This window comes from Pseudomonas sp. Marseille-Q8238 (genome assembly GCF_965111915.1).
The window spans coordinates 4274641-4299151 of the sequence record NZ_CBCOPI010000001.1 but is presented as its reverse complement, the minus strand read 5'-3'; the positions used below and the strand labels follow the sequence as shown (position 1 = coordinate 4299151).

The 24511-nt window shown below is 61.9% G+C and carries 19 protein-coding genes and 2 tRNA genes; 18 read left to right on the top strand and 3 right to left on the bottom strand.

The window, feature by feature from the left end; genetic code table 11:
* Positions 1-17: 17 nt before the first annotated feature.
* The 9 genes from ACWPW0_RS19830 to ACWPW0_RS19790 all read left to right on the top strand — a co-directional run bounded on the left by ACWPW0_RS19830 (position 18) and on the right by ACWPW0_RS19790 (position 10928).
* A complete protein-coding gene (locus ACWPW0_RS19830; protein WP_454256287.1) occupies positions 18-1472 on the top strand; it encodes an N-acetylmuramoyl-L-alanine amidase in 1455 nt (484 codons plus the stop codon).
* On the top strand, positions 1469-3349 hold the full coding sequence (mutL, locus tag ACWPW0_RS19825) for a DNA mismatch repair endonuclease MutL (RefSeq protein ID WP_447594345.1): 1881 nt from the start codon (positions 1469-1471) through the stop codon (positions 3347-3349). Before ACWPW0_RS19830 ends, mutL begins: the two co-directional genes overlap by 4 nt.
* Positions 3350-3381: 32 nt before the next feature.
* Positions 3382-4353: a tRNA (adenosine(37)-N6)-dimethylallyltransferase MiaA gene (gene miaA, locus ACWPW0_RS19820; RefSeq protein WP_454256286.1), complete on the top strand. Its 972-nt coding sequence runs from the start codon at positions 3382-3384 to the stop codon at positions 4351-4353.
* A 96-nt stretch (positions 4354-4449) separates the two neighbouring features.
* Positions 4450-4704 (top strand): RNA chaperone Hfq, encoded by a 255-nt coding sequence (gene hfq / locus ACWPW0_RS19815; RefSeq protein ID WP_447594341.1) that lies wholly within the window; start codon positions 4450-4452, stop codon positions 4702-4704.
* Between the two features lie 12 nt (positions 4705-4716).
* A complete protein-coding gene (gene hflX, locus ACWPW0_RS19810) occupies positions 4717-6018 on the top strand; it encodes a ribosome rescue GTPase HflX (RefSeq protein ID WP_454256285.1) in 1302 nt (433 codons plus the stop codon).
* 95 nt (positions 6019-6113) lie between these two features.
* A complete protein-coding gene (gene hflK, locus ACWPW0_RS19805) occupies positions 6114-7274 on the top strand; it encodes an FtsH protease activity modulator HflK (protein WP_447594337.1) in 1161 nt (386 codons plus the stop codon).
* On the top strand, positions 7274-8143 hold the full coding sequence (hflC, locus tag ACWPW0_RS19800) for a protease modulator HflC (RefSeq protein WP_447594335.1): 870 nt from the start codon (positions 7274-7276) through the stop codon (positions 8141-8143). Before hflK ends, hflC begins: the two co-directional genes overlap by 1 nt.
* Positions 8144-8391: 248 nt before the next feature.
* Entirely contained in the window at positions 8392-9579 is a 1188-nt protein-coding gene (locus ACWPW0_RS19795) for an ATP phosphoribosyltransferase regulatory subunit (protein WP_454256284.1), read from the top strand.
* 53 nt (positions 9580-9632) lie between these two features.
* The gene (locus tag ACWPW0_RS19790; RefSeq protein ID WP_447594331.1) at positions 9633-10928 is read left to right on the top strand and encodes an adenylosuccinate synthase; all 1296 of its coding nucleotides are present in this window, start codon (positions 9633-9635) and stop codon (positions 10926-10928) included.
* 159 nt (positions 10929-11087) lie between these two features.
* Here the strand turns inward: ACWPW0_RS19790 and ACWPW0_RS19785 are convergent.
* Both ACWPW0_RS19785 and ACWPW0_RS19780 read right to left on the bottom strand, forming a co-directional pair.
* Positions 11088-11174: transfer RNA gene (locus tag ACWPW0_RS19785), tRNA-Leu, on the bottom strand.
* A 109-nt stretch (positions 11175-11283) separates the two neighbouring features.
* A tRNA-Leu gene (locus ACWPW0_RS19780) sits at positions 11284-11370 on the bottom strand.
* A 206-nt stretch (positions 11371-11576) separates the two neighbouring features.
* Between ACWPW0_RS19780 and rnr the strand changes: the two genes are divergently transcribed.
* The 8 genes from rnr to alr all read left to right on the top strand — a co-directional run bounded on the left by rnr (position 11577) and on the right by alr (position 20053).
* A complete protein-coding gene (gene rnr / locus ACWPW0_RS19775; RefSeq protein WP_454256283.1) occupies positions 11577-14147 on the top strand; it encodes a ribonuclease R in 2571 nt (856 codons plus the stop codon).
* A complete protein-coding gene (rlmB, locus tag ACWPW0_RS19770) occupies positions 14144-14896 on the top strand; it encodes a 23S rRNA (guanosine(2251)-2'-O)-methyltransferase RlmB (protein ID WP_454256282.1) in 753 nt (250 codons plus the stop codon). Before rnr ends, rlmB begins: the two co-directional genes overlap by 4 nt.
* Positions 14897-15125: 229 nt before the next feature.
* On the top strand, positions 15126-15551 hold the full coding sequence (rpsF, locus tag ACWPW0_RS19765) for a 30S ribosomal protein S6 (RefSeq protein ID WP_447594325.1): 426 nt from the start codon (positions 15126-15128) through the stop codon (positions 15549-15551).
* Between the two features lie 28 nt (positions 15552-15579).
* Positions 15580-15810: a 30S ribosomal protein S18 gene (gene rpsR / locus ACWPW0_RS19760; RefSeq protein WP_003452992.1), complete on the top strand. Its 231-nt coding sequence runs from the start codon at positions 15580-15582 to the stop codon at positions 15808-15810.
* Positions 15811-15846: 36 nt separating this feature from the next.
* Complete coding sequence (locus ACWPW0_RS19755; RefSeq protein ID WP_454256281.1) at positions 15847-16728, top strand: hypothetical protein; 882 nt, start codon at positions 15847-15849, stop codon at positions 16726-16728.
* A gap of 21 nt (positions 16729-16749) precedes the next feature.
* Positions 16750-17196 (top strand): 50S ribosomal protein L9, encoded by a 447-nt coding sequence (gene rplI, locus ACWPW0_RS19750; protein WP_447594320.1) that lies wholly within the window; start codon positions 16750-16752, stop codon positions 17194-17196.
* A 152-nt stretch (positions 17197-17348) separates the two neighbouring features.
* Positions 17349-18743, top strand: a complete 1395-nt coding sequence (dnaB, locus tag ACWPW0_RS19745; protein WP_447594318.1) for a replicative DNA helicase — start codon at positions 17349-17351, stop codon at positions 18741-18743.
* Between the two features lie 233 nt (positions 18744-18976).
* Positions 18977-20053, top strand: coding sequence for an alanine racemase (gene alr / locus ACWPW0_RS19740; RefSeq protein WP_454256280.1), 1077 nt, complete (start codon positions 18977-18979; stop codon positions 20051-20053).
* Between the two features lie 8 nt (positions 20054-20061).
* Here the strand turns inward: alr and ACWPW0_RS19735 are convergent, their stop codons facing one another.
* Positions 20062-21909, bottom strand: coding sequence for a sensor domain-containing diguanylate cyclase (locus ACWPW0_RS19735; protein WP_454256279.1), 1848 nt, complete (start codon positions 21907-21909; stop codon positions 20062-20064).
* A gap of 180 nt (positions 21910-22089) precedes the next feature.
* Between ACWPW0_RS19735 and ACWPW0_RS19730 the strand changes: the two genes are divergently transcribed.
* Positions 22090-24405: a YgiQ family radical SAM protein gene (locus ACWPW0_RS19730; RefSeq protein ID WP_454256278.1), complete on the top strand. Its 2316-nt coding sequence runs from the start codon at positions 22090-22092 to the stop codon at positions 24403-24405.
* Positions 24406-24511: the final 106 nt, after the last annotated feature.

Here is a 24511-nt window from a genome sequence, read left to right as displayed (position 1 = left end):
TAAAAGTGGGGAAGGCTATGCGCATGCGTGCGCTATTGAGCACGGTGGGGTTGATCTTGGTGGCGCTGACCGCCGACGTGCTGGCCGCGACCGAGGTGCGCAGCGTGCGGCTCTGGCGTGCGCCGGACAACACGCGCCTGGTTTTCGACCTCTCCGGTCCCGTGCAGCACAGCGTGTTCACGCTGACCGCCCCCAATCGCTTGGTCATCGATGTCAGTGGTGCACAACTGGCCACGCGGCTGGACCAGCTGTCCCTGAGCAATACCCCGATCACCGCCATTCGTTCGGCGCAACGTACGCCTACCGATTTGCGTCTGGTGCTGGACCTGTCGGCCATGGTTTCGCCGAAGAGTTTCACCCTGGCGCCCAACCAGCAGTACGGCAATCGACTGGTTGTGGACCTTTTCGATGATGTGTCGGCTGCGGTCAACTCGACCACCACGGCGGCGGCCGGCAGCGCACAGAGCGGCACGCCGACTCCGCCGGTGGTCGCGCCCGTCACGCCACCGCCTTCTGTGCCCGCTACCGCGACCAAGCTGCCGCCTGTGCCGGGTGGCAAGCGCGATATCGTGATTGCCATCGATGCGGGCCATGGCGGCGAAGACCCGGGCGCCCTTGGGCCTAACCGCAGCGTGTTCGAGAAAAACGTGACCTTGGCGATCGCCAGGGAACTGCAGCGGCAGATCAATGCCGAGAAAGGGTTCCGTGGCGAGTTGGTGCGCACGGGGGACTATTTCATTCCGCTGCGTAAGCGTACCGAGATCGCCCGCAAGAAGGGCGCCGACCTGTTCATTTCCATCCACGCCGATGCCGCGCCGCGTTCCTCGGCATTTGGCGCGTCGGTGTTTGCCCTGTCCGAGCGCGGCGCGACCTCGGAAACCGCGCGCTGGCTGGCCGATAGCGAGAACCAGTCCGACCTGATCGGCGGGGCCGGCAACGTCAGCCTGGATGACAAGGACCGCATGCTGGCCGGGGTGTTGCTCGACCTGTCGATGACCGCCTCGTTGTCCTCCAGTCTGAATGTCGGGCAAAAGGTGCTGAGCCACATGGGCAGCATCACACCCCTGCACAAGCGACGCGTGGAGCAGGCCGGGTTCATGGTGCTGAAGTCGCCGGATATTCCGTCGATCCTGGTTGAGACGGGCTTTATCTCCAACCCGAATGAAGCCAAGAAGCTGGCCAGCAGCAGCCATCAGCAGGCATTGGCACGCTCGATCACCACCGGTGTGCGGCAGTTCTTCCATCAGAATCCGCCGCCGGGTACCTATATCGCTTCGCAGCGTGATGCGGGTCGGATCGCTCCGGGGCCTCGTGAGCACGTGGTGACCTCGGGCGAGAGTCTGGCGTTGATCGCCCAGCGTTACCAAGTTGGCCTGGCAGCCTTGCGCAGTGCCAATTCGCTGAAGACCGACACCATTAAGGTGGGGCAGGTGCTGAGTATTCCGGCGACTGCCCTGGCGGCCCAGCCGTGAGTGGCGGTTCGCGCATCCAGCTGCTGAGTCCGCGGCTGGCCAACCAGATTGCTGCGGGCGAGGTGGTCGAGCGCCCGGCGTCGGTGATCAAGGAGTTGTTGGAAAACAGCCTGGACGCCGGTGCCAGGCGTATCGATGTCGATGTCGAGCAGGGTGGCGTCAAATTGCTGCGAGTGCGCGACGATGGCGGCGGCATCCCGGCCGACGACCTGCCGCTGGCCCTGGCTCGCCATGCCACCAGCAAGATCCGCGAGCTGGAAGACCTGGAAAGCGTGATGAGCCTGGGTTTTCGTGGTGAAGCGCTGGCTTCGATCAGTTCGGTGGCGCGCCTGACCATGACTTCCCGCACTGCCGATGCCGAGCAAGCCTGGCAGGTGGAAACCGAAGGCCGCGACATGGAGGCGCGAGTGCAGCCGGCGGCGCACCCGGTTGGCACCTCGGTGGAAGTCCGCGACCTGTTCTTCAATACCCCGGCGCGGCGCAAGTTTCTGCGGGCCGAGAAAACCGAATTCGATCACCTGCAGGAAGTCATCAAGCGTCTGGCATTGGCGCGTTTCGACGTGGCTTTCCACTTGCGGCATAACGGCAAGACCGTGTTTGCCTTGCACGAGGCGCCGGATGAGATTTCCCGTGCGCGGCGTGTCGCCACCGTTTGTGGTCCGGCGTTTCTCGAGCAGGCTCTACCGATAGAGATCGAGCGCAGTGGCTTGCGTTTGTGGGGCTGGGTCGGCCTGCCGACCTTCTCGCGCAGCCAGGCGGATCTGCAGTATTTCTATGTCAACGGGCGCATGGTGCGCGACAAGCTGGTCGCCCATGCCGTGCGTCAGGCGTATCGGGACGTGCTGTTCAATGGCCGTCACCCGACCTTCGTGCTGTTCCTCGAGATCGATCCGGCGGTGGTGGACGTCAACGTTCATCCGACCAAGCACGAAGTGCGCTTTCGCGATGGCCGCATGGTGCATGACTTCCTCTATGGCACCTTGCATCGCGCATTGGGTGAGGTGCGGCCGGAGGATCAGTTGGCCGCTCCGGCAACGATCAGCCAGATGGTACGCCCGAGTGGGCAGGCTGCCGGCGAATTCGGCCCGCAGGGTGAAATGGGGCTGGCGGCCAATCTGCTGGAGCAAGTGCCGGTGGTGCAGGCTTCTGTCTGGCGCTCCCCTGGCGCTGGTTATCAGGCGCCGCGCAGTGAGTCTGGATTCCCTGCGGCTGAGTCGCAGGGCGTATACCGTGAGTACTTTTCACCGCTGGCCGAGCCTGCGGCGGCTTCGCTGCCTGATACACAGGGCGACATCCCTCCTCTGGGCTATGCCTTGGCTCAGCTTAAAGGCGTGTACATTCTTGCCGAGAATGCCCAGGGCATGGTGCTGGTAGACATGCATGCCGCGCATGAGCGTATTACCTACGAGCGCCTGAAGACCGCCATGGCCAGTGAAGGCTTGCGCGGCCAGCCGCTCTTGGTTCCGGAGTCCATTGCGCTGAGCCAGCGTGAGGCCGACTGCGCCGAGGAGCATGCCGACTGGTTCCAGCGGCTGGGCTTCGAGTTGCAGCGTCTCGGCCCGGAAACCCTGGCGATCCGCCAGACGCCGGTGTTGCTCAAACAGGCCGAGTCCACTCAGTTGGTCCGGGATGTTCTCTCGGACCTGCTCGAGTACGGCACCAGTGACCGTATCCAGGCGCACCTGAACGAATTGCTGGCAACCATGGCCTGTCATGGCGCAGTGCGCGCCAATCGGCGATTGACCATTCCCGAGATGAACGGGCTGCTGCGCGATATGGAGCACACCGAGCGCAGTGGCCAATGCAACCATGGTCGTCCGACCTGGACGCAGCTGGGGATGGATGACCTGGACAAGCTTTTCCTACGCGGCCGCTGATCGCCGCGCTGCGCGCGGAGCGCCAATTTCCGATGTCTGCATTGCCCCCTGCTATTTTTCTGATGGGCCCGACCGCCGCCGGCAAGACCGACTTGGCCTTGGCCCTGGCCGAGGCATTGCCGTGCGAGCTGATCAGTGTCGATTCTGCGCTGATCTACCGGGGCATGGACATCGGCACGGCCAAGCCGGAGCCTGAGGTGCTCGAGCGTTTTCCGCATGCCCTGATCGACATTCGCGATCCGGTGCAGAGCTATTCAGCGGCCGAGTTTCGCGCCGATGCGCTGGCCGCGATGACGCAGGCTACGGCCCGCGGGCGTATCCCGCTGCTGGTTGGCGGCACCATGCTTTATTACAAGGCATTGCTGGAGGGCTTGGCTGACATGCCGAGCGCCGATCCGCAGGTGCGCGCCGAGCTGGAGGCGCGTGCGGCGGCAGAGGGATTGCTCGAACTGCACCGCGAATTGGCCCGTATCGACCCGGAATCGGCCGCGCGCATTCATCCCAATGACCCGCAACGGTTGGTGCGGGCGCTTGAAGTCTATCGGGTCAGCGGCATGACCATGACGGCTCACAGGGAGCGTCAGGCCGCGCAAAATAGCGGTTTAGACGCCCCTGGGGTGGCACATTTGCCTTATACTGTGGCCCACCTCGCCATTGCGCCCCTGCAGCGCTCCGTGTTGCACACACGAATCGCCACGCGTTTTCAGCAAATGCTGGAACACGGCTTCATCGACGAGGTCGAAGCATTGCGTCAGCGGGGCGATTTGCACGCTGGGCTGCCGTCGATTCGTGCGGTTGGTTACCGCCAGGTATGGGATTACCTGGATGGCCAGCTGAATCGCGATGAAATGACGGAAAGGGGAATCATCGCCACACGCCAATTGGCCAAGCGACAGTTCACCTGGCTACGTAGCTGGAAGGATCTGCATTGGCTGGACAGTCTGGCCGACGACAATCTGACTTGCGCCTTGAAATACCTGAACTCGGTCTCCATATTGGCGTGAGACCTCTTCGGTGGCCGTCTATCCTTGTTCTCAGGCGTGATACGGCATAAGCCATTTTTGCTTTACTACTATTTGACCCCTACAGGAGTGCGGCACATGTCAAAAGGGCATTCGCTACAAGACCCTTACTTGAATACCTTGCGTAAGGAACGCGTACCGGTCTCCATCTATCTGGTAAACGGCATCAAGCTGCAAGGCCAGATCGAGTCCTTCGACCAGTTCGTCATCTTGCTGAAGAACACTGTCAGCCAGATGGTTTACAAACATGCTATTTCCACCGTTGTCCCGAGCCGTCCCGTACGTCTGCCTAGCGCAACCGAAGGCGAGCAATCCGAGCCGGGCAACATTTGACGGGAGTCCACCTTGTTCTTTGAGCGCCACGGTGGTGGTGAGCGGGCCATTCTCGTTCACCTGGATGGTCAGGATCCCGAGGCGCGTGAAGACCCGCAGGAATTCCGGGAACTGGCCCTGTCTGCGGGCGCCGACATGGTGGCCTTCTTCAATGTGCCGCGTCATCGGCCGACTGCGAAATACCTGATCGGCAGCGGCAAGGTCGAAGAGTTGCGTGATCAGGTCAAAAGCGAACAGGCTGATCTGGTCATCTTCAACCACACGCTAACGCCCAGCCAGGAGCGAAACCTGGAGCGCGTCCTGGAATGCCGTGTGCTGGACCGTACCGGTCTGATTCTCGATATCTTCGCCCAGCGTGCGCGCACGCATGAAGGCAAGCTGCAGGTCGAGTTGGCCCAGCTTGAGCACATGAGTACGCGTCTGGTGCGTGGCTGGACCCACCTTGAGCGGCAGAAGGGTGGCATCGGTTTGCGTGGCCCTGGGGAGACCCAGCTCGAGACCGACCGCCGGTTGTTGCGCGTACGCATTCGTCAGATCAAGCAGCGCCTGGATAAGGTCCGCAGCCAGCGTGAGCAGGCTCGTCGTGGGCGCAAGCGCGCCGATATTCCCTCCGTTTCACTGGTCGGTTATACCAACGCCGGCAAGTCGACGCTGTTCAATGCACTGACGACCTCCGAGGTGTACGCGGCAGACCAGTTGTTCGCCACGCTCGACCCGACGCTTCGTCGTCTCGAGCTCGATGACCTGGGGCCGGTGGTTCTGGCGGATACCGTCGGTTTCATCCGCCATCTGCCACACAAGCTGGTCGAGGCGTTTCGTGCCACGCTGGAAGAGTCGAGTAATGCCGATCTGCTGCTGCATGTGATTGACTCCCATGAGCCGGAACGTGATGAGCAGATCGAGCAGGTACTGGCGGTACTTGGCGAGATCGGCGCGGACGAGTTGCCGATACTCGAGGTGTACAACAAGATCGACCTGCTTGAAGCCGTCGAGCCGCAGATTCAGCGGGATGGTGATGGCAAGCCGGTGCGCGTCTGGCTCTCTGCGCAGGATGGCAGTGGCCTGGGGCTGTTGCGTCAGGCGGTTGCCGAATTGCTCGGCGATGATCTGTTCGTGGGTACGTTGTGCTTGCCGCAGCGGCTCGGGCGTATGCGTGCTCAGTTCTTTGCGCTGAATGCGGTGCAGAGCGAGGAACACAACGAGGAAGGCGATATGCTGCTGGCTATCCGCTTGCCGCGTGTCGAGCTCAATCGGCTGGTCAGTCGTGAAGGTTGGCAGCCGCAGGAATTCCTCGAGCAACACACTTTGCAATAAAGCCTGCCCTATCGTTTTTGCGGCGAGGGGCGGGCATCTGTAGCATTGGGCGGCGCGCCGCGGGCGCGTCTTTGCTTTGTCAGATGGAGAGCGCTATGGCTTGGAATGAGCCGGGTGGCAATTCGAATAATCAGGATCCCTGGGGTAACCGCAAAGGCGGTGGCCGCAAGGGGGGACCGCCGGATCTCGATGAGGCCTTCCGCAAATTACAGGAGAGCCTCAACGGTATCTTCGGTGGCGGCAAGAAACGTGGTGGCGATGGCGCCAGTAGTGGGGGAGGCTTTGGCCTGCTCGGCATCGGGCTCGGCTTGCTGTTCCTGGTGTGGCTGTGGAATGCCGTTTACATCGTTGATGCCCAGGAGCAGGCGGTTATCCTGCGTCTCGGTAAATACCACGAGACAGTCGGTCAGGGTCTGAATATCTACTTCCCGCCAATCGACAGGAAGTTCCAGGAGAACGTGACCCGGGAACGCTCGTTCACCAAGCAGGGGCAGATGCTCACCGAGGACGAGAACATCGTCGAGGTGCCGCTGACCGTGCAGTACAAGATCAGCAACCTGAAGGACTTCGTGCTCAACGTCGACCAGCCGGAAATCAGCTTGCAGCATGCGACCGAGAGTGCGCTGCGTCACGTTGCCGGTTCCACGTCGATGGATGAAGTCATCACGCTGGGTCGTGAAAAAATGTCGGTGGATGTGAGTCGGCGTCTGCAGGACTTCCTCGACAACTACGGCACCGGTATCACCGTTACTCAGGTCAACATTCAGCGCGCCACGGCTCCGGCCGAGGTCAAGGATGCGTTCGATGACGTGATTCGTGCCCGTGAAGACGAGCAGCGCGAGAAGAACCAGGCGGAAAGCTATGCCAACGGCGTGGTGCCTGAGGCGCGTGGTCAGGCGCAGCGCATCATCGAGGATGCCAACGGTTATCGTGATGAGGTTGTATCGCGTGCAGAGGGTGAGGCGGATCGCTTCAGCAAGCTGCTGACCGAGTACAGCAAGGCGCCGGAAGTGACGCGCCAGCGTCTGTATCTGGACACCATGGAGCAAGTCTTCTCCAACACCAGCAAAGTGCTGGTGACGGGCAAGGATGGGCAGAGCAATCTGCTTTACCTGCCGCTGGACAAGATGATAGATGGTCGCGGCGGTAATAGTGCAGCTGGCAGCAGTGGTCCTTCTGCTGCCGGTAATAGTGCGACTACGCGGATCATTGGCGATCTGGAGCAGCGTGACCTGCGTTCGAGGGAGAGCCGCTGATGAGCAATAAAGCGTTGTTTGCCCTTATCGGGGCCGTGATTATCGCTGTGCTGGCCTGGAACAGCCTGTACATCGTCAATCAGACGGAAAAGGCTGTGCTCCTGCAGTTCGGTAAGATCCAGGTGGCCGATGTGCAGCCTGGTCTGCATGTGAAGATTCCCATGGTCAACCAGGTGCGCAAGTTCGATGCGCGCCTGCTGACACTGGAGTCTCCCATCCAGCGCATCCTGACCCAGGAAAAGAAAGCAGTGATGGTCGATGCCTACGCCAAATGGCGTGTGGCGGATGCCGAGCGTTTCTATACTGCGACCTCGGGCATGAAGCAGATCGCCGATGATCGTCTGTCGCAGCGTCTGGTTTCTGCGCTGGCCAACCAGTTTGGTACTCGCACCCTGCATCAGGTGGTATCCGGTGAGCGTGACAGCCTGATGGCGGCGATCACCAACTCGTTGAATACCATGGCGCAGAAAGAGCTGGGTATCGAGGTGGTGGACGTGCGGGTCAAGGCTATCGATCTGCCGAAAGAGGTTTATCGCAGCGTATTCGACCGCATGGGTTCCGAGCGTGAGCGTGAGGCTCGTGAGCACCGCGCCAAAGGTAAGGAGCTTGCTGAGGGCATTCGTGCTGACGCGGATCGTCAGAAGCGTGTGCTGCTGGCCGAGGCTTATCGTGAGTCGGAGGAAGTTCGCGGTGATGGTGATGCGAAAGCAGCGGCCATCTACGCCAAGGCCTACGGGGCGAACCCGGAGTTCTATGCGTTCTACCGTAGCCTGGGTGCCTACCGCGAAAGCTTCTCCAGCAAAGGTGATGTATTGGTTCTGGACCCCAATAGCGAATTCTTCCGCTACCTGCGCCAGTCCAAGCCCTGATAACGGGGGCCGTGTGATTGTCCCGGCATGGCCATTCGGCCTGTCGGGGTGATCATCAGGGAAAACGTGTTATCATGAGCCAGCCGGGTAACAAGCCCGGCTTTTTTGCGTCTGCAGGATCATAAGTGGGTGCTGGGCACTTCGAATGAGGTGTATCGCGCCGACAGACAGGCTGGCCGCTCGCCAGGTTGTCTCCTGTATCTGCTTCATTGAAGGCTTGCCGCCCGTACCGAGAGGGGAATGGCGAAATGGCAACGGTAGACCGCTGGCTGCTGCCAGATGGCATCGAAGAAGTACTGCCGCCGGAAGCGGCGCGTATCGAGGCGGCGCGCCGCCAGGTGCTGGATCTGTTCCAGTGCTGGGGTTACGAGCTCGTCGTGACGCCGCACATCGAATACCTTGAATCCCTGCTCACCGGTGCTGGCCAGGATCTGGATCTGCGTACCTTCAAGGTGACCGATCCCTTGTCGGGTCGCCTGATGGGGTTCCGGGCCGATATCACGCCGCAAGTGGCGCGCATCGATGCGCACACGCTGCGTCGCGAGGGGCCGAGCCGTCTGTGTTATGCCGGTAGTGTGCTGCATGCGCAGCCGCGTGCGCTTTCTACCTCGCGTAGTCCCATTCAGCTGGGCGCCGAGCTCTATGGTGACGCCAGTCCGGCCAGTGATGTCGAGATCATCAGTCTGATGCTCGATATGCTGGAGTTGGCGCGTGTACCTGATGTGCACATGGACCTCGGTCATGTTGGTATCTATCGCGGCCTGGCGCGGGCTGCCGGGCTGTCCGGCGAGGTCGAGCAGCAGTTGTTCGATGCCTTGCAGCGCAAGGCGGTCGATGAGGTTGTTGCGCTGACGGCTGATCTGCCTGCTTCGCTGGCGGGCATGTTGCGGGCGTTGGTGCAGTTGTGCGGCGGGCGTGACGTGCTCGTGCAGGCAGGGGTCTTGCTGGTCGAGGCGCCGGCTGACGTGCGCGCGGCCCTGGCGGATCTGGTGGCTGTGGCGGATGAGTTGGCGCTGCGCTACCCGGCGTTGCCGTTGTATTTCGATCTGGGTGAGCTGCGTGGCTACCACTATCACACCGGGGTGGTGTTCGCGGCGTTCGTTCCCGGAGAGGGGCAGTCGATTGCCCAGGGTGGGCGTTACGACGATATCGGCGCTGACTTTGGTCGGGCCCGCCCGGCGACCGGCTTCTCCACGGATTTGAAGGCGCTGGTCAGCCTTGGTGACATGCAGCTTGCGGAGCTTGCTCCGGGTGTATGGGCGCCGAATGTCCAGGATGTTGCCCTGTGGCAGGCCGTGCAGCGTCTTCGTCGCGAGGGTGTGCGTGTGGTGCAGGCGCTTCCTGGTCAGGATGATGCCGCCGCGCGTGAGGCTGCCTGTGGTAGCCGGCTGGAGTTGCGTAACGGGCAGTGGCATGTGGCGCCTCTGGCGTCCTGAAAGATTTCCGCCGGTCGGACCGGCATCGAGCTTCCGCAAAGAGGAAAAGTGTTATGGGTAAGAATGTCGTCGTCCTGGGTACCCAGTGGGGTGATGAGGGCAAAGGCAAGATCGTTGATCTGCTGACCGAGCATGCTGCCGCCGTCGTGCGCTACCAAGGTGGCCACAATGCGGGCCACACCCTGGTGATCAATGGTGAGAAGACCGTTCTGCACCTGATTCCTTCCGGCATTCTGCGTGAGGGCGTGCAATGCCTGATCGGCAACGGCGTGGTCGTCGCTCCTGATGCCCTGATGCGGGAAATCACCAAGCTGGAAGAGAAGGGTGTTCCGGTGCGTGAACGGCTGCGTATCAGTCCGGCTGCTCCGCTGATCCTGTCCTACCACGTGGCGCTGGACCAGGCGCGCGAGAAGGCACGCGGTGAAGCCAAGATCGGTACCACTGGTCGCGGTATCGGCCCGGCCTACGAGGACAAGGTTGCACGCCGCGGCCTGCGCGTGGGCGACCTGTTCCATCGCGAGCGTTTCGCTGCCAAGCTGGGTGAGCTGTTGGACTACCACAACTTCCAGCTGGTCAATTACTACAAAGAGCCGGCTATCGACTTCCAGCAAACCCTGGACGAGTGCATGGCCTACGCCGAGCAGCTCAAGCCGATGATGCTCGACGTCACCGCCGAGCTGCACAACCTGCGTCGCGCCGGCAAGGACATCATGTTCGAAGGCGCTCAGGGCTCGCTGCTGGACATCGACCACGGCACCTACCCGTACGTCACCAGCTCGAACACCACTGCTGGCGGCATCTCCACCGGTTCTGGCGTTGGTCCGATGTACCTGGATTACATCCTGGGCATCACCAAGGCCTACACCACTCGCGTGGGTTCCGGTCCGTTCCCGACCGAGCTGTTCGACGAGACGGGCGCCACCTTGGCCAAGCGTGGCCATGAGTTCGGCTCCACCACGGGGCGTGCGCGTCGTTGTGGCTGGTTCGATGCCGTCATCCTGCGTCGTGCCATCGACGTCAACAGCATCTCGGGCATCTGCCTGACCAAGCTGGACGTGCTGGATGGCCTGGAAACCATCAGCATCTGTGTTGGCTACAAGGATGAGAATGGTGCGGTAGTGGTCGATGCGCCGACCGATGCCGACAGCTATCTCGGCCTGCAGCCGGTGTATGAGGAAATGCCGGGTTGGAGTGAGTCGACCCTGGGCGCCAAGACCCTGGAAGAGCTGCCGGCAGCTGCGCGTGCTTACATCAAGCGCATCGAAGAGTTGGTGGGTGCACCTATCGATATCATCTCTACCGGGCCGGATCGCAACGAGACCATCGTTCTGCGCCATCCGTTTGCCTGAGTAGGCGTGATTGAGTGCAAAGGCCGCCTAGTGCGGCCTTTGTTTTTTCTGGGGTATACGTTTTGCGTTGGCGTGATGGGTTTCGGCGGGGGCGGGGCGAAGAATTGTAAGGCCCAGAAAAGACAAAACCGAGCCAGGGGCTCGGTTTTGTTTGAAGAGTGGTGCCCAGGAGAAGACTCGAACTTCCACGGTGTTGCCACCGCTAGGACCTGAACCTAGTGCGTCTACCAATTCCGCCACCTGGGCACATTGCGATGATTGCTCACCGACTTTTTGCAGCTTTTTACCGAGTTAACGATACGGCATGCTGCGCCGTTAAAAACGAAACCGAGCCGTCGGCTCGGTTTCTGAAGAGTGGTGCCCAGGAGAAGACTCGAACTTCCACGGTGTTGCCACCGCTAGGACCTGAACCTAGTGCGTCTACCAATTCCGCCACCTGGGCACAGGAAACAATGATTGCTCAGCGTTTCCGTGGTACAACGTCTCAGCAACGTTGTGGGCGCGAATAATACGGTTGGTGTTTTTTCTTGTAAACCCCTGACGGCAAAAAAATTATTGTCGCTTGAAAAGCTGACCCAAATGGCTATTTCGCGCTTCAATAGGCATATGGCAAACACATCTATATAAGCGTAAAGGTGATTTCACTTAATGGCCGATTGGCAATCCCTCGACCCTGAGGCCGCCCGCGAGGCGGAAAAATACGAAAACCCCATCCCCAGCCGCGAGCTGATTCTGCAGCACCTGTCCGAGCGTGGTTCACCCGCTGCTCGCGAAGAGCTGGTGGCCGAATTCGGCCTGACGACCGATGAGCAGCTGGAAGCCCTGCGTCGTCGTCTGCGCGCCATGGAGCGCGATGGTCAACTTATCTATACCCGCCGTGGCACCTACGCACCGGTGGACAAGCTGGACCTGATCTGTGGGCGCATCAGCGGTCATCGTGACGGTTTCGGTTTCCTCGTGCCGGACGACGGCAGTGACGACCTGTTTCTCAGCCCGGCGCAGATGCGCCTGGTGTTTGATGGTGATCGTGCTCTGGCACGGGTTTCCGGCTTCGACCGTCGTGGTCGTCGTGAGGGTGCCATCGTCGAAGTGATCCATCGCGCCCATGAGGTGATCGTCGGGCGCTACTTCGAGGAAGGTGGCATCGGTTATGTCGAGTCCGACAACCCGAAGATCCAGCAGGAAGTTCTGGTTACGCCGGGACGTACCGGCAACGCCAAGATTGGCCAGTTCGTTGGTATCAAGATCACCCATTGGCCGACGACGCGTTTCCAGCCGCAAGGCGATATCGTCGAGGTGATCGGCAATTACATGGCGCCTGGCATGGAAATCGACGTTGCCTTGCGCAGCTACGACATTCCGCATGTCTGGCCCGAGGCGGTGGTCAAGGAGGCGCGTAAGCTCAAGCCAGACGTGGAAGAGGCGGACAAGGAGAGGCGCGTCGACCTGCGTCACCTGCCGTTCGTCACCATTGATGGCGAAGATGCGCGCGACTTCGATGATGCGGTCTACTGCGAAAAGAACAGCAGTGCCTGGAAGCTGTTTTCCGGTGGTTGGAAGCTCTACGTGGCGATTGCCGACGTATCGCACTACGTCAAAGTCGGTTCGGCCCTGGATGAAGAGGCGCAGAAGCGCGGTAACTCGGTGTATTTCCCCGAGCGCGTGGTGCCGATGCTGCCGGAAGAGCTGTCCAACGGCCTGTGCTCGCTGAATCCGCATGTCGATCGCCTGGCCATGGTCTGCGAAATGACCATGTCCAAGGCTGGCAAGCTGGTGGATTACCAGTTCTACGAGGCGGTGATTCACTCCCATGCGCGCCTGACCTACAACAAGGTCAGTTATATGCTGGAGCAGCCGAAAAGCGCCGAAGGCAAGGCGCTGCGTACCGAGTACAAGGAAGTCCTGCCGCACCTCAAGCAGCTCTACTCGCTGTACCAGTCGTTGCTGGCGGCTCGTCATGAGCGCGGTGCCATCGATTTCGAGACTCAGGAAACCCGCATCATCTTCGGTGCCGAGCGCAAGATCGCCGAGATTCGGCCGACCCAGCGCAACGAAGCACACAAGCTGATCGAGGAATGCATGCTGGCGGCCAACGTGGCAACGGCGCAGTTCATGCTGAAGCACGAAATTCCGTCCCTGTACCGTGTGCATGATGGTCCGCCGCCGGAGCGTCTGGAGAAGCTCAAGGCATTCCTGACCGAGCTGGGGCTTGGCTTGCACAAGGGCAAGGAAGGTCCGTCGCCGAAGGACTACCAGAAGCTCCTGCACAGCATTCAGGGGCGGCCGGATTTTCACCTGATCCAGACCGTGATGCTGCGCTCGTTGAGCCAGGCGGTCTACAGCGCCGACAACAATGGTCACTTCGGGCTCAACTACGAAGCGTATACGCACTTCACCTCGCCGATCCGCCGTTATCCGGATCTGCTGGTGCACCGTGCCATTCGCAGCGTGATCCGCTCCAAGCGCGAAACCACTCATGTGCAACGTGCCGGCGCGGTCAGCATGCCCAAGGCGCGTATCTATCCGTACGACGAGGCGGCGCTGGAGCAGCTCGGTGAGCAGTGCTCGATGACCGAGCGGCGTGCCGACGAAGCCACGCGCGACGTGGTCAACTGGCTCAAGTGCGAATTCATGAAGGATCGCGTCGGCGAAACCTTCGGCGGTGTGATCACGGCGGTGACCGGTTTTGGCCTGTTCGTCGAGCTGAAAGATATCTACGTCGAAGGCCTGGTGCATGTGACGGCCCTGCCGGGCGACTACTACCACTTCGACCCTGTGCATCATCGCCTGGCTGGTGAGCGCAGTGGGCGCAGCTTCCGGCTTGGTGACAGCGTCGAGGTCAAGGTCATGCGCGTCGATCTCGACGAGCGCAAGATCGACTTCGAGTTGTCCCAGGCTGCGGTGGATGCGCCGGTCGGGCGCAAACGTCGTGGTGCGGCGGGCGAGCCGGTGGCGGAAAAGGCAACTGCCGAGCGAGGCGGGCGGCGTACCAAGGCCGAGCCGGCGACCAGCAATACCGACGTGCAGAAGAGTCGTGACCTGAAGAAGGCGTTGCTGGCTGGCGCCAAAGCCGGCAGCAAGCCGGCTCCATCGCGTAGTGGTGGCGGGCGTTCGGGTGAGGGGGCGGCGAAGAAGCCGTCGACCCATCGCAAGGGTGCGCCGAAGGCTGACGCTGCGCCGTCGGCGAGCAAGCCACGCAAGCGCAAGGCGAAGTCATGAGTCAGTTGGAAAAGGTCTACGGCGTGCATGCTGTAGAGGCGCTGTTGCGTCACCATCCGAAGCGGGTCAAGCAGCTCTGGTTGGCCGAAAGCCGCCAGGATCCGCGGATCAAGACCCTGCTGGATCTGGCTGGGCAGAATCGCGTGCCGGTTGGGCAGAAGGATCGCCGCGAGCTGGATGAGTGGGCCGAAGGCGTGCACCAAGGTGTGGTGGCAGAAGTCAGCCCCAGCCAGGTGTGGGGCGAGGCCATGCTCGAAGAGCTGCTCGACCGTCGTGAGGGGCCGCCATTGCTGCTGGTGCTGGACGGGGTGACCGACCCGCACAACCTCGGTGCCTGCCTGCGTACCGCCGATGCGGCGGGCGCTTTGGCGGTGATCGTGCCGAAGGACAAGTCCGCCACGCTCAATGCCACGGTGCGCAAGGTCGCCTGCGGTGCTGCCGAAGTGATTCCACTGGTTGCCGTGACCAACCTGGCGCGCACCCTGGAGAAACTCCAGCAGCGCGGGCTGTGGCTGGTCGGTACGGCGGGCGAGGCCGAGCAAGAGCTGTATCAGCAGGACCTGACCGGGCCAACGGTGTTGATCATGGGTGCCGAAGGCAAGGGCATGCGCCGCCTGACCCGCGATCATTGCGACTATCTGGTGAAGTTGCCGATGGCAGGCAGTGTCAGCAGCCTCAACGTTTCCGTGGCGACTGGCGTCTGCCTGTTCGAGGCGGTGCGGCAGCGCAGGGCTGTGGCCAAGGCCTGAGCTCCTGTGCGACAACAATTGCGCGCCCTCCGTGGGCGCGCCGTCGTTTCTCAAGCTGTTCAAATAATCACCAGTTCGCCTTGCGCCTGGCGGGGGGCTTCTCTAGAATGTCGCCCCTTGCCGTGATGGCAGGCGTTTTCGCGCCTATCTTCCGGCAAGTTCAGAACGAGTCATTCACTCCTTGCCTGACCATCTTTTGTTGGCAGGCTACAACCCGTAAGGAGCATTCATGCGTCATTACGAAATCATCTTTCTGGTTCACCCGGACCAGAGCGAGCAAGTCGGCGGCATGGTCGAGCGTTACACCAAGCTGATCGAAGAAGACGGCGGCAAGATCCATCGCCTGGAAGACTGGGGCCGTCGCCAACTGGCTTACGCCATCAACAATGTTCACAAGGCTCACTACGTGATGCTGAACGTTGAGTGCAGCGGCAAAGCCCTGGCCGAGCTGGAAGACAACTTCCGCTACAACGATGCCGTGATCCGTAACCTGGTCATCCGTCGCGACGAAGCCGTTACTGGCCAGTCCGAGATGCTCAAGGCTGAGGAAAACCGCAGCGAGCGTCGTGAACGTCGCGATCGCGTTGAAAGCACCGATGGCGCCGAAGGCGACGACGGCGACAACAGCGATAGCAACGACAACGCTGACGAGTAATCCACAGATCTATTGAGGAGCCACTGTCATGGCACGTTTTTTCCGTCGTCGTAAGTTCTGCCGTTTCACTGCCGAAGGCGTGAAAGAGATCGACTTCAAAGATCTCAACACCCTGAAAGCCTACATCTCCGAAACCGGCAAGATTGTTCCTAGCCGTATTACCGGTACCAAGGCCAAGTACCAGCGTCAGCTGGCGACCGCTATCAAGCGCGCCCGCTACCTGGCCCTGCTGCCCTACACCGACAGCCACGGCCGCTGAGACCGGAAGGTCGACAAGTAGTAAGGGATAGATCGCATGCGCGCCATTGCTGAGTTCATCATGCGCGGTCGCGTGCAGGCCACCCTGGTGGTGGTGATTTCGGCGGCATTGCCGCTGTTGTTCTGGTTGAGTGCCGCCGCTAGCTGCCTGGTGCTGCTGCGGCGGGGTCCGAGGGATGCCATTGGCATTCTTGCCTGGGCGATACTGCCGGCCTTGGTCTGGTGGTATTTCGGTGATCCGCGCATCTTGTTGGTGCTGCTGAGTTCGATGGGGCTGGCGTTGATGTTGCGCGCCGGTCATTCCTGGGTTCGCGTGCTGCTTGTCAGCATGGCGGTCGGTCTGGTGTTCAGTGTGGTTCTGGGAGCGGTGTTCCGCGAACCCATCGCAGAGATTGCGGCGCAGTTGCAGAAACTCATGCCGCAAATGCTCGATGGGGCCTACCAGCAGTTATCGGTAGATGAGCGAGGGCGCCTGGAGTCACTGATTACACCGGTACTCACCGGTTTGATGGCTGCACTGTTGCAGATCGTCAGCTTGCTCTGCCTGATGCTTGGGCGGTACTGGCAGGCGTTGTTGTACAACCCAGGTGGTTTCGGGCGCGAGTTTCAAGCCCTGCGACTGCCGCCGATGCTGGCTTTCGGCTTGCTCACGGCGATGCTCATCGGGCCGAATTTCGGTGCAGAGCTCGCCATGCTGACGCCGCTGTGCAGTGTGCCACTGGCGTTTGCCGGGATGGCGCTTATGCACGGACTGGGTCTTCCCAGGTTTTGGTTGGTCGGGCTGTACGTACTAATGCTTTTGCAGTTGCAGCTGGTTTATCCGTTACTGGTGGCCTTGGCCATCGTCGACAGTCTGATTGATTTTCGTGGCCGCCGAGCGCCGAAGAACGACGCCGGCTCCACGAACGGTGAAGGTTAAAAGTTAAGAGGTAAGACCCAAATGGAAGTTATCCTGCTGGAAAAAATCGCCAACCTGGGCAACCTGGGCGACAAGGTCAATGTAAAAGCCGGTTACGGCCGCAACTACCTGCTGCCGCAAGGCAAGGCTACTGCCGCTACTGCTGAGAACGTTGCTGCGTTCGAAGTTCGTCGCGCTGAGCTGGAAAAGGCCGCTGCCGAGAAGAAAGCATCCGCTGAATCTCGCGCTGCCCAGCTGGCTGAGCTGGAAGTGACCATCACGGCCACTGCCGGTGACGAAGGCAAGCTGTTCGGTTCCATCGGTACTCACGACATTGCTGACGCCCTGACCGCCGCTGGCGTTGAAGTGGCCAAAGCTGAAGTTCGTCTGCCGAACGGCACCATTCGCCAGGTAGGCGAATTCGACGTAGCTGTGCACCTGCACACCGACGTTGAAGCAACCGTCAAGGTTGTTGTCGTAGCTGCCTAAGTCAGCCGACCTGCGGGCTTGCGCTCACGCGCCGGCCTGCTGACAATCGGGCACGGCATCGCATCTGCGGTGTCGTGCCCTTTGTTTTTCAGAAGAGCCTTTTGCAAAGCCGGTATTTGTAAAAGCCTCTGCGCGTTGGAACCACAGGTGCCATGAACGACATCAGCAGCCCTCAGCAATACGATCTGGAAACCGCCGCCCTCAAGGTGCCGCCGCATTCCATCGAGGCCGAACAGGCCGTGCTGGGCGGTCTGATGCTGGACAACAATGCCTGGGAACGTGTGCTGGACCAGGTTTCCGATGGCGACTTCTACCGCCATGATCATCGCCTGATCTTTCGTGCCATCTACAAGTTGGCCGAGCGCAATGCGCCGTTCGACGTGGTGACCTTGTCCGAGCAGTTGGACAAGGAAGGGCAGCTCAGCCAGGTCGGTGGCCTGGCCTACCTCGGCGAGCTGGCGAAGAACACGCCGTCGGTGGCCAACATCAAGGCCTATGCGCAGATCATTCGCGAGCGGGCGACCTTGCGCCAATTGATCGGCATCAGCTCGGAGATCGCCGATAGCGCCTATGCCCCTCAAGGGCGTACGGGCGAAGAAATCCTCGATGAGGCCGAGCGCCTGATCTTCCAGATCGCCGAGGCACGGCCCAAGACCGGTGGTCCGGTGGGCATCAACGACATCCTGGTCAAGGCCATCGACCGTATCGACTCGCTGTTCAATGCCGGCGATGCGATCACCGGTCTGTCTACCGGCTTCACGGATCTGGACAACCTGACCAGCGGCCTGCAGCCGGCGGACATGATCATCGTCGCCGGTCGTCCGTCCATGGGTAAGACCACCTTCGCCATGAACCTGGTGGAAAACGCCCTGATGCGCAGCGACAAGGCGATCCTCGTCTACTCGCTGGAGATGCCGTCGGAATCCATCGTGATTCGTATGCTCGCCTCGCTCGGGCGCATCGACCAGACCAAGGTGCGTGCAGGCCGCCTGGACGACGACGATTGGCCGCGCCTGACCTCGGCGGTCAACCTGCTCAACGACCGCAAACTGTTCATCGACGACACGGCCGGCATCAGCCCGTCGGAGATGCGCGCACGCACCCGGCGCCTGGCCCGCGAGCACGGCGAGATCGGCCTGATCATGGTCGACTACCTGCAGTTGATGCAGATTCCCGGATCCAGTGGTGACAACCGGGTCAACGAAATTTCCGAGATTTCGCGCTCGCTCAAGGGCCTGGCCAAGGAATTCAACTGTCCGGTTATTGCCCTGTCGCAGCTCAACCGTGGCCTGGAGCAGCGACCGAACAAGCGCCCGATCAACTCCGACTTGCGCGAATCCGGGGCAATCGAGCAGGACGCCGACATCATCATGTTCGTCTACCGCGACGAGGTTTATCACCCCGAGACCGAGTACAAGGGGGTCGCCGAGATCATCATCGGCAAGCAGCGTAACGGCCCGCTGGGTACGGCGCGCCTGGCTTTCCTCGGCAAATACTCACGCTTCGAGAACCTGGCGCCGGGCAGTTATCAGTTCGACGACGAATAACTCGTCACCCCCGCAGTCCTGCTGCGACTCGCGCCGGCCGCGCCGCATGGTGCTCGCCTCCTCACGCGCTGGTGCTCGCTCCGGGCGCTGCGCTCCAGACTTCCTGCCGGCACGACGTTCGCGACGGATCGCCGGGCGACGCCGTATCTATGTGTTCGGCTGGCACAGGTCAATGAAAACGGGCGCCCAGCGGTTAAGATGGGCGCCCGTTTCGTTTGTCTGGAGCCCGCCGTATGCGCCCCCTCGTCGCCACTGTCGATCTGGCCGCCATTCGTCATAACTATGCCGTGGCCAAGCGCTGTGCGCCGGGGCGCCAGGCGTTCGCGGTGGTCAAGGCCAATGCCTATGGTCATGGTGTGCGCGAGGTGGTGACCGCGCTGCATGACGAGGCCGATGGGTTTGCCGTCGCCAGCCTGGAAGAAGCCGCCGAAGTACGGGCCATGCATGCCCAGGCGCGGATACTGCTGCTCGAAGGCTGCTTCAGCGCCGAGGAATTGCCGATGGCCGCTCACTTGGCATTGGACATCGTGGTGCAGGGCGCGCAGCAAGCCGAAGCGCTGTTGGCGACGTCGCTGTCGCGGCCATTGAATGTCTGGCTCAAGCTGGATTCGGGTATGCATCGCCTGGGCTTTGCGGCTGCCCAGGTGCGTGATTGGCATGCGCGCCTGCGCGCTACCGACCAGGTGGCAGAGCTTAATCTGCTCAGCCATTTCGCCTGTGCCGATGAGCGTGGCCATCCCTTGATCGAAGAGCAGGTTGAGCAGTTCCTCGGCCTGCTCGATCTGGATTTCGATCAGCGCAGCCTGGCCAATTCCGCTGCGCTGCTGACCATTCCTGCTGCGCACATGGATTGGCTGCGTCCGGGCATCATGCTGTACGGTGCCACGCCGTTCGCCGAGCTGGATGCCGCCACCCTCGGCCTGCGCCCGGTGATGAGCCTGGAAGCCCAGTTGATCGGGCTTCGCGATATCGCGGCGGGTGAATCAGTGGGCTACGGCGCGACCTGGGTCGCCGAGCGTCCTTCGCGTATTGGCACGGTCAGTTGCGGCTATGCCGATGGCTATCCGCGGCATGCGCCGAGCGGCACCCCGGTGATCGTGCGCGGGCAGCGTGTGCCGCTGGTCGGGCGGGTGTCCATGGACATGCTGACGGTCGACCTGAGCGATGTTGCGGATGCCGCGCTGGGCGATACGGTGGAACTATGGGGCGCGTGCTTGCCGGTCGACGAGGTGGCGCGCGCTGCTGGCAGCATCGGCTATGAGCTGCTGACCAAGGTCACGGCACGGGTGCCGCGACGCTACCGTAGCTAGGTCGACATCTAGCAGGCCGCTTCCGCCTCGTGCACCAGGAAGCCTGAGCGACCCTGCTGCTTGGCCTGATACAGCGCTTCGTCAGCGGCTTTGTAGAGGTTGGCGAACTGCTGGCCATGCCGCGGGTACAGGGCCACGCCGATGCTGATGGTCACCGTCAACTGGCTGGCTCGGTAGAACACCGGCTTGGCGAGGGTTTCCAGCAGGCGCATGGCGACGTCCCGGGCATGCTGTTCTGCATCTGCTCCCGTGACCAGTACGGCGAATTCGTCACCGCCCAGGCGCGCGACCATGTCGTTGGCGCGCACATTGTCATGCAGGCGCTGACCGATGCTGTGCAGCATCAGGTCGCCGGCGTCGTGACCATACTGGTCGTTGATCGGCTTGAAGTGATCGAGGTCGAGCAGCAGCAGGGCCAGAGGCTCCTCACGGCGCTTGGCGTCGGCCAGGGCTGCCTCCATTCGGTTGATCAGATAACGGCGATTGGGCAGCTCGGTCAGCGGGTCATGGAACGCGGCGTGCTGCAGTTCCTGTTCACGCTGGCTGAGTTGCTGGTTGGCCAGGGCCAGTTCCTGCGTGCGGAGTTCCACGGCCAGGGCCAGCTCATCGGCGCTGGCCTGGATTTGCGCCAGGCGGGCGGTTTTCTCGCGATCGGCCTGTTGCTGTGCCACGCCTCGTTCCTGCTTGAGCGTCTGGATGCGATAGGCCAGGGCGAAGGAGAAGAGAATCGATTCGGCGGCTACCGCCACGGGGAATATGTAGGCATTCCAGGCCGCTGGCTGGACGACGCCGGTAGCGCGCAGCAACAGCAGGTTGACGCTGCCGAGGATCACCCCGAAGCCGCACAGGTACAGCAGCGCCGGAACGTAGCCCTGGCGCCAGCGTACGACCGAGGCCCAGATCGAGGCCGGGATGGCGGTGACCGACAGCGCCACGAACACCCAGGCGCCGAAACCGCGCCAGCCGAGGGCATCGAGCGCGACCGCGATGATGTAGAGCGCGCACGACAGGTTCAGCAGGTGGTGGGTCCAGCTCACATGGCGCTTGGTCTGCAGCAGGGTCTGGGTGAAGCGGCAGGCGCCGAAGCCCCAGAGTGCCGGCAGGCTGATGCGATCGAGCCAGAAGGGTACGGCGTTGCCGGGCCAGAGGTACTGGAAGCCGTGGCCGGTCATCGACAGGATCATCAGCAGGGCGCCCGTGGTGGCGATGACGTACCAGAAATAAGCCGAGTCGCGCAGGCTGAAAAAGATGAACAGGTTGTACAGCAGCAGCGCCAGGATGATGCCGTAGATCAGCCCCAGGGCGAGGTTTTCATGGCTGGCCTGGGTGGTGAGGTCGTCGCGCTGCCACAGCTTGAGCGGGAAGGAGTTGCCTGCTGGGTCGTAGGTGCGCAGGTACAGGGTCAGTGGCTGCTGGCCCAGTTCGGGCAGTTTGAACAGTGGGCGGCGGTACTCGTAGTCACGGCCGCTGGCGAAGTCGATCACCTCGCCGGATTGGCGTTCACGCCAGCCCTTGCCGGGCTCCTCGGTGAACAGTTGCAGGTCGAGCAGGGTGACGGCGCCGACTTCCAGCCACCACTGGGCCGGGGTGTCGGGCGCGGCCTGGAGGGTAACCTTGATCCACCAGGGGTTGCGGCTCTGGCCGACGCTGGCCTTGCCGTCTGCCGGCTGGAATCGCGTCTGGTGAGCGGGCTCCACGATCTGGTCGATGGTGAGCTGGCCGCTCACATCTTCGAGCAGTTCGATCTGCCCGTTGAGCTGCAACCCACTGCTGTGTGCGTCGATTCGAATGGGGGTGGCGTGCGCCGTGCCGATCAGCAGGCAGCACAAAAGGACCAGCGAAAGTAGGGGCCGCACCGTTCACGCTCCTTGTGTCCTACCAGGTGGCCAATGGCCGAGTGCCATATTTGATCACAAATGCTTGGGCGCTGCGTCAGCCGCGCGAGCAAATTAACTGAGTGGGATGCTCGGGAGTTGTACGTTTTTTGTGCTATATTTCGCGGCCGCTTTTCACCCAGCTATTCATCGGTCCCCGCCATGCACGCCGCCAAGCCGTTGTTCGACTATCCCAAGTACTGGGCCGAGTGTTTCGGTCCTGCGCCCTTCCTGCCGATGAGCCGGGAGGAGATGGATCAACTGGGCTGGGATTCCTGCGACATCATCATCGTCACGGGGGACGCCTACGTCGATCACCCGTCGTTCGGCATGGCGATCATCGGCCGCCTGCTCGAAGCCCAGGGCTTTCGCGTCGGCATCATCGCCCAGCCCAACTGGCAGTCGAAAGACGACTTCATGAAGCTTGGTGAGCCCAACCTGTTCTTCGGTGTCGCCGCCGGCAACATGGACTCGATGATCAACCGCTACACCGCGGACAAGAAGATCCGTTCCGATGACGCCTATACGCCGGGTGGCGTGGCGGGCAAGCGCCCGGACCGCGCCAGCCTGGTGTACAGCCAGCGCTGCAAGGAAGCCTACAAGCACGTTCCGATCGTACTCGGCGGCATCGAGGCTTCGCTGCGTCGCATTGCGCATTACGACTACTGGCAGGACAAGGTTCGCCACTCGATCCTGATCGACGCCTGCGCCGACATTCTGCTTTACGGCAACGCCGAGCGCGCCGTGGTCGAGATCGCCCAGCGCCTGGCCTTCGGTCAGAAGATCGAGGACATATCCGACATCCGTGGCACCGCCTTCATCCGTCGCGACACGCCGCAAGGCTGGTTCGAGATCGACTCCACGCGCATCGACCGTCCGGGCAAGATCGACAAGATCATCAACCCCTACGTCAATACGCAGGACACCCAGGCTTGTGCCATCGAGCAGGAGAAGGGGCCTGCCGAGGACCCCAACGAAGCCAAGGTCGTGCAACTGTTGCCGAGCCCGAAGCTGACCCGCGACAAGACCGTGATCCGCCTGCCGTCCTTCGAGAAGGTACGCAATGACCCGGTGCTCTACGCCCACGCCAACCGCGTGCTGCACCTGGAAACCAACCCGGGCAACGCCCGCGCGCTGGTGCAGAAACATGGCGACATCGACGTCTGGTTCAACCCGCCGCCCATTCCGATGACCACCGAGGAAATGGACTACGTGTTCGGCATGCCCTACGCGCGCGTGCCGCACCCGGCGTATGGCAAGGAGAAGATCCCTGCCTACGACATGATCCGCTTCTCGGTGAACATCATGCGCGGCTGCTTCGGCGGCTGTACCTTCTGTTCGATCACCGAGCATGAAGGTCGAATCATCCAGAACCGTTCCCACGACTCGATCATCCGCGAGATCGAGGAGATGCGTGACAAGGTGCCGGGCTTCACCGGTGTGGTCTCCGACCTCGGCGGGCCGACGGCCAACATGTACCGCATCGCCTGCAAGGACCCGGAGATCGAGAAGCACTGCCGCAAGCCGTCGTGCGTGTTCCCCGGTATCTGCGAGAACCTGAATACCGATCACTCGTCCTTGATCGAGCTGTATCGCAAGGCCCGTGCGCTGCCGGGCGTGAAGAAGATCCTGATCGCCTCGGGCCTGCGCTACGACCTCGCCGTGGAGTCGCCGGAGTACGTCAAGGAGCTGGTCACCCACCACGTGGGTGGCTACCTGAAGATTGCGCCCGAGCACACCGAGCGTGGCCCGCTGGACAAGATGATGAAGCCGGGCATCGGCAGCTACGACACCTTCAAGCGCATGTTCGAGAAGTACTCGAAGGAAGCGGGCAAGGAGCAGTACCTGATCCCGTATTTCATCGCCGCGCACCCGGGCACCACCGACGAGGACATGATGAACCTCGCCCTGTGGCTCAAGCGCAACGACTTCCGAGCCGACCAGGTGCAGGCGTTCTATCCCTCGCCGATGGCCACCGCCACGGCCATGTACCACTCGGGCAAGAACCCGCTGCGCAAGGTCACCTACAAGAGTGACAGCGTGGATATCGTCAAGAGCGAGGCGCAGCGTCGCCTGCACAAGGCCTTCCTGCGCTATCACGATCCCAAGGGCTGGCCGATGCTGCGCGAGGCGCTGGAGCGTATGGGCCGCAGCGACCTGATCGGCAATGGCAAGCACCAACTGATCCCGACCTACCAGCCGAAGGCTGACGAGTACCAGAGCGCCCGGCGCAAGAACTCGACACCGGCTGGGAGCAAGAAGGTCGCCGGCAATGGCGGCGGTCAGGGTGCGGGCGGCAAGATCCTCACCCAGCACACCGGGTTGCCACCACGCGGGAGCAACGGCAGCAATCCGTGGGACAAGCGCGAAGAAGCCAAGGCCGCCGCACAGGCGCGCAACCAGGCTGCGGCCAAGGCACGTGCGGGCGAGAAGGGCGGCAAGAAAAAGCCCGGCAAACGCCCCGTCGCCCCGCGCTGAGGTCGGGCCTGGCACCCCGGGCAGGGCCCGTCGCGTCACACATCACCTACCGGCTCAGCACAAGGTCTCGTGGGAGCGGGCGTCCTCGCCCGCTCCCACTACGACC

Bases quoted from the DNA above. Each gene is read 5' to 3' on its own strand.
- ACWPW0_RS19830 (WP_454256287.1), top strand. From the start codon at position 18: ATGCGCATGCGTGCGCTATTGAGCACGGTGGGGTTGATCTTGGTGGCG.
- miaA (WP_454256286.1), top strand. From the start codon at position 3,382: ATGTCTGCATTGCCCCCTGCTATTTTTCTGATGGGCCCGACCGCCGCC.
- hfq (WP_447594341.1), top strand. From the start codon at position 4,450: ATGTCAAAAGGGCATTCGCTACAAGACCCTTACTTGAATACCTTGCGT.
- hflK (WP_447594337.1), top strand. From the start codon at position 6,114: ATGGCTTGGAATGAGCCGGGTGGCAATTCGAATAATCAGGATCCCTGG.
- hflC (WP_447594335.1), top strand. From the start codon at position 7,274: ATGAGCAATAAAGCGTTGTTTGCCCTTATCGGGGCCGTGATTATCGCT.
- ACWPW0_RS19795 (WP_454256284.1), top strand. From the start codon at position 8,392: ATGGCAACGGTAGACCGCTGGCTGCTGCCAGATGGCATCGAAGAAGTA.
- ACWPW0_RS19790 (WP_447594331.1), top strand. From the start codon at position 9,633: ATGGGTAAGAATGTCGTCGTCCTGGGTACCCAGTGGGGTGATGAGGGC.
- rnr (WP_454256283.1), top strand. From the start codon at position 11,577: ATGGCCGATTGGCAATCCCTCGACCCTGAGGCCGCCCGCGAGGCGGAA.
- rlmB (WP_454256282.1), top strand. From the start codon at position 14,144: ATGAGTCAGTTGGAAAAGGTCTACGGCGTGCATGCTGTAGAGGCGCTG.
- rpsF (WP_447594325.1), top strand. From the start codon at position 15,126: ATGCGTCATTACGAAATCATCTTTCTGGTTCACCCGGACCAGAGCGAG.
- rpsR (WP_003452992.1), top strand. From the start codon at position 15,580: ATGGCACGTTTTTTCCGTCGTCGTAAGTTCTGCCGTTTCACTGCCGAA.
- ACWPW0_RS19755 (WP_454256281.1), top strand. From the start codon at position 15,847: ATGCGCGCCATTGCTGAGTTCATCATGCGCGGTCGCGTGCAGGCCACC.
- rplI (WP_447594320.1), top strand. From the start codon at position 16,750: ATGGAAGTTATCCTGCTGGAAAAAATCGCCAACCTGGGCAACCTGGGC.
- dnaB (WP_447594318.1), top strand. From the start codon at position 17,349: ATGAACGACATCAGCAGCCCTCAGCAATACGATCTGGAAACCGCCGCC.
- alr (WP_454256280.1), top strand. From the start codon at position 18,977: ATGCGCCCCCTCGTCGCCACTGTCGATCTGGCCGCCATTCGTCATAAC.
- ACWPW0_RS19730 (WP_454256278.1), top strand. From the start codon at position 22,090: ATGCACGCCGCCAAGCCGTTGTTCGACTATCCCAAGTACTGGGCCGAG.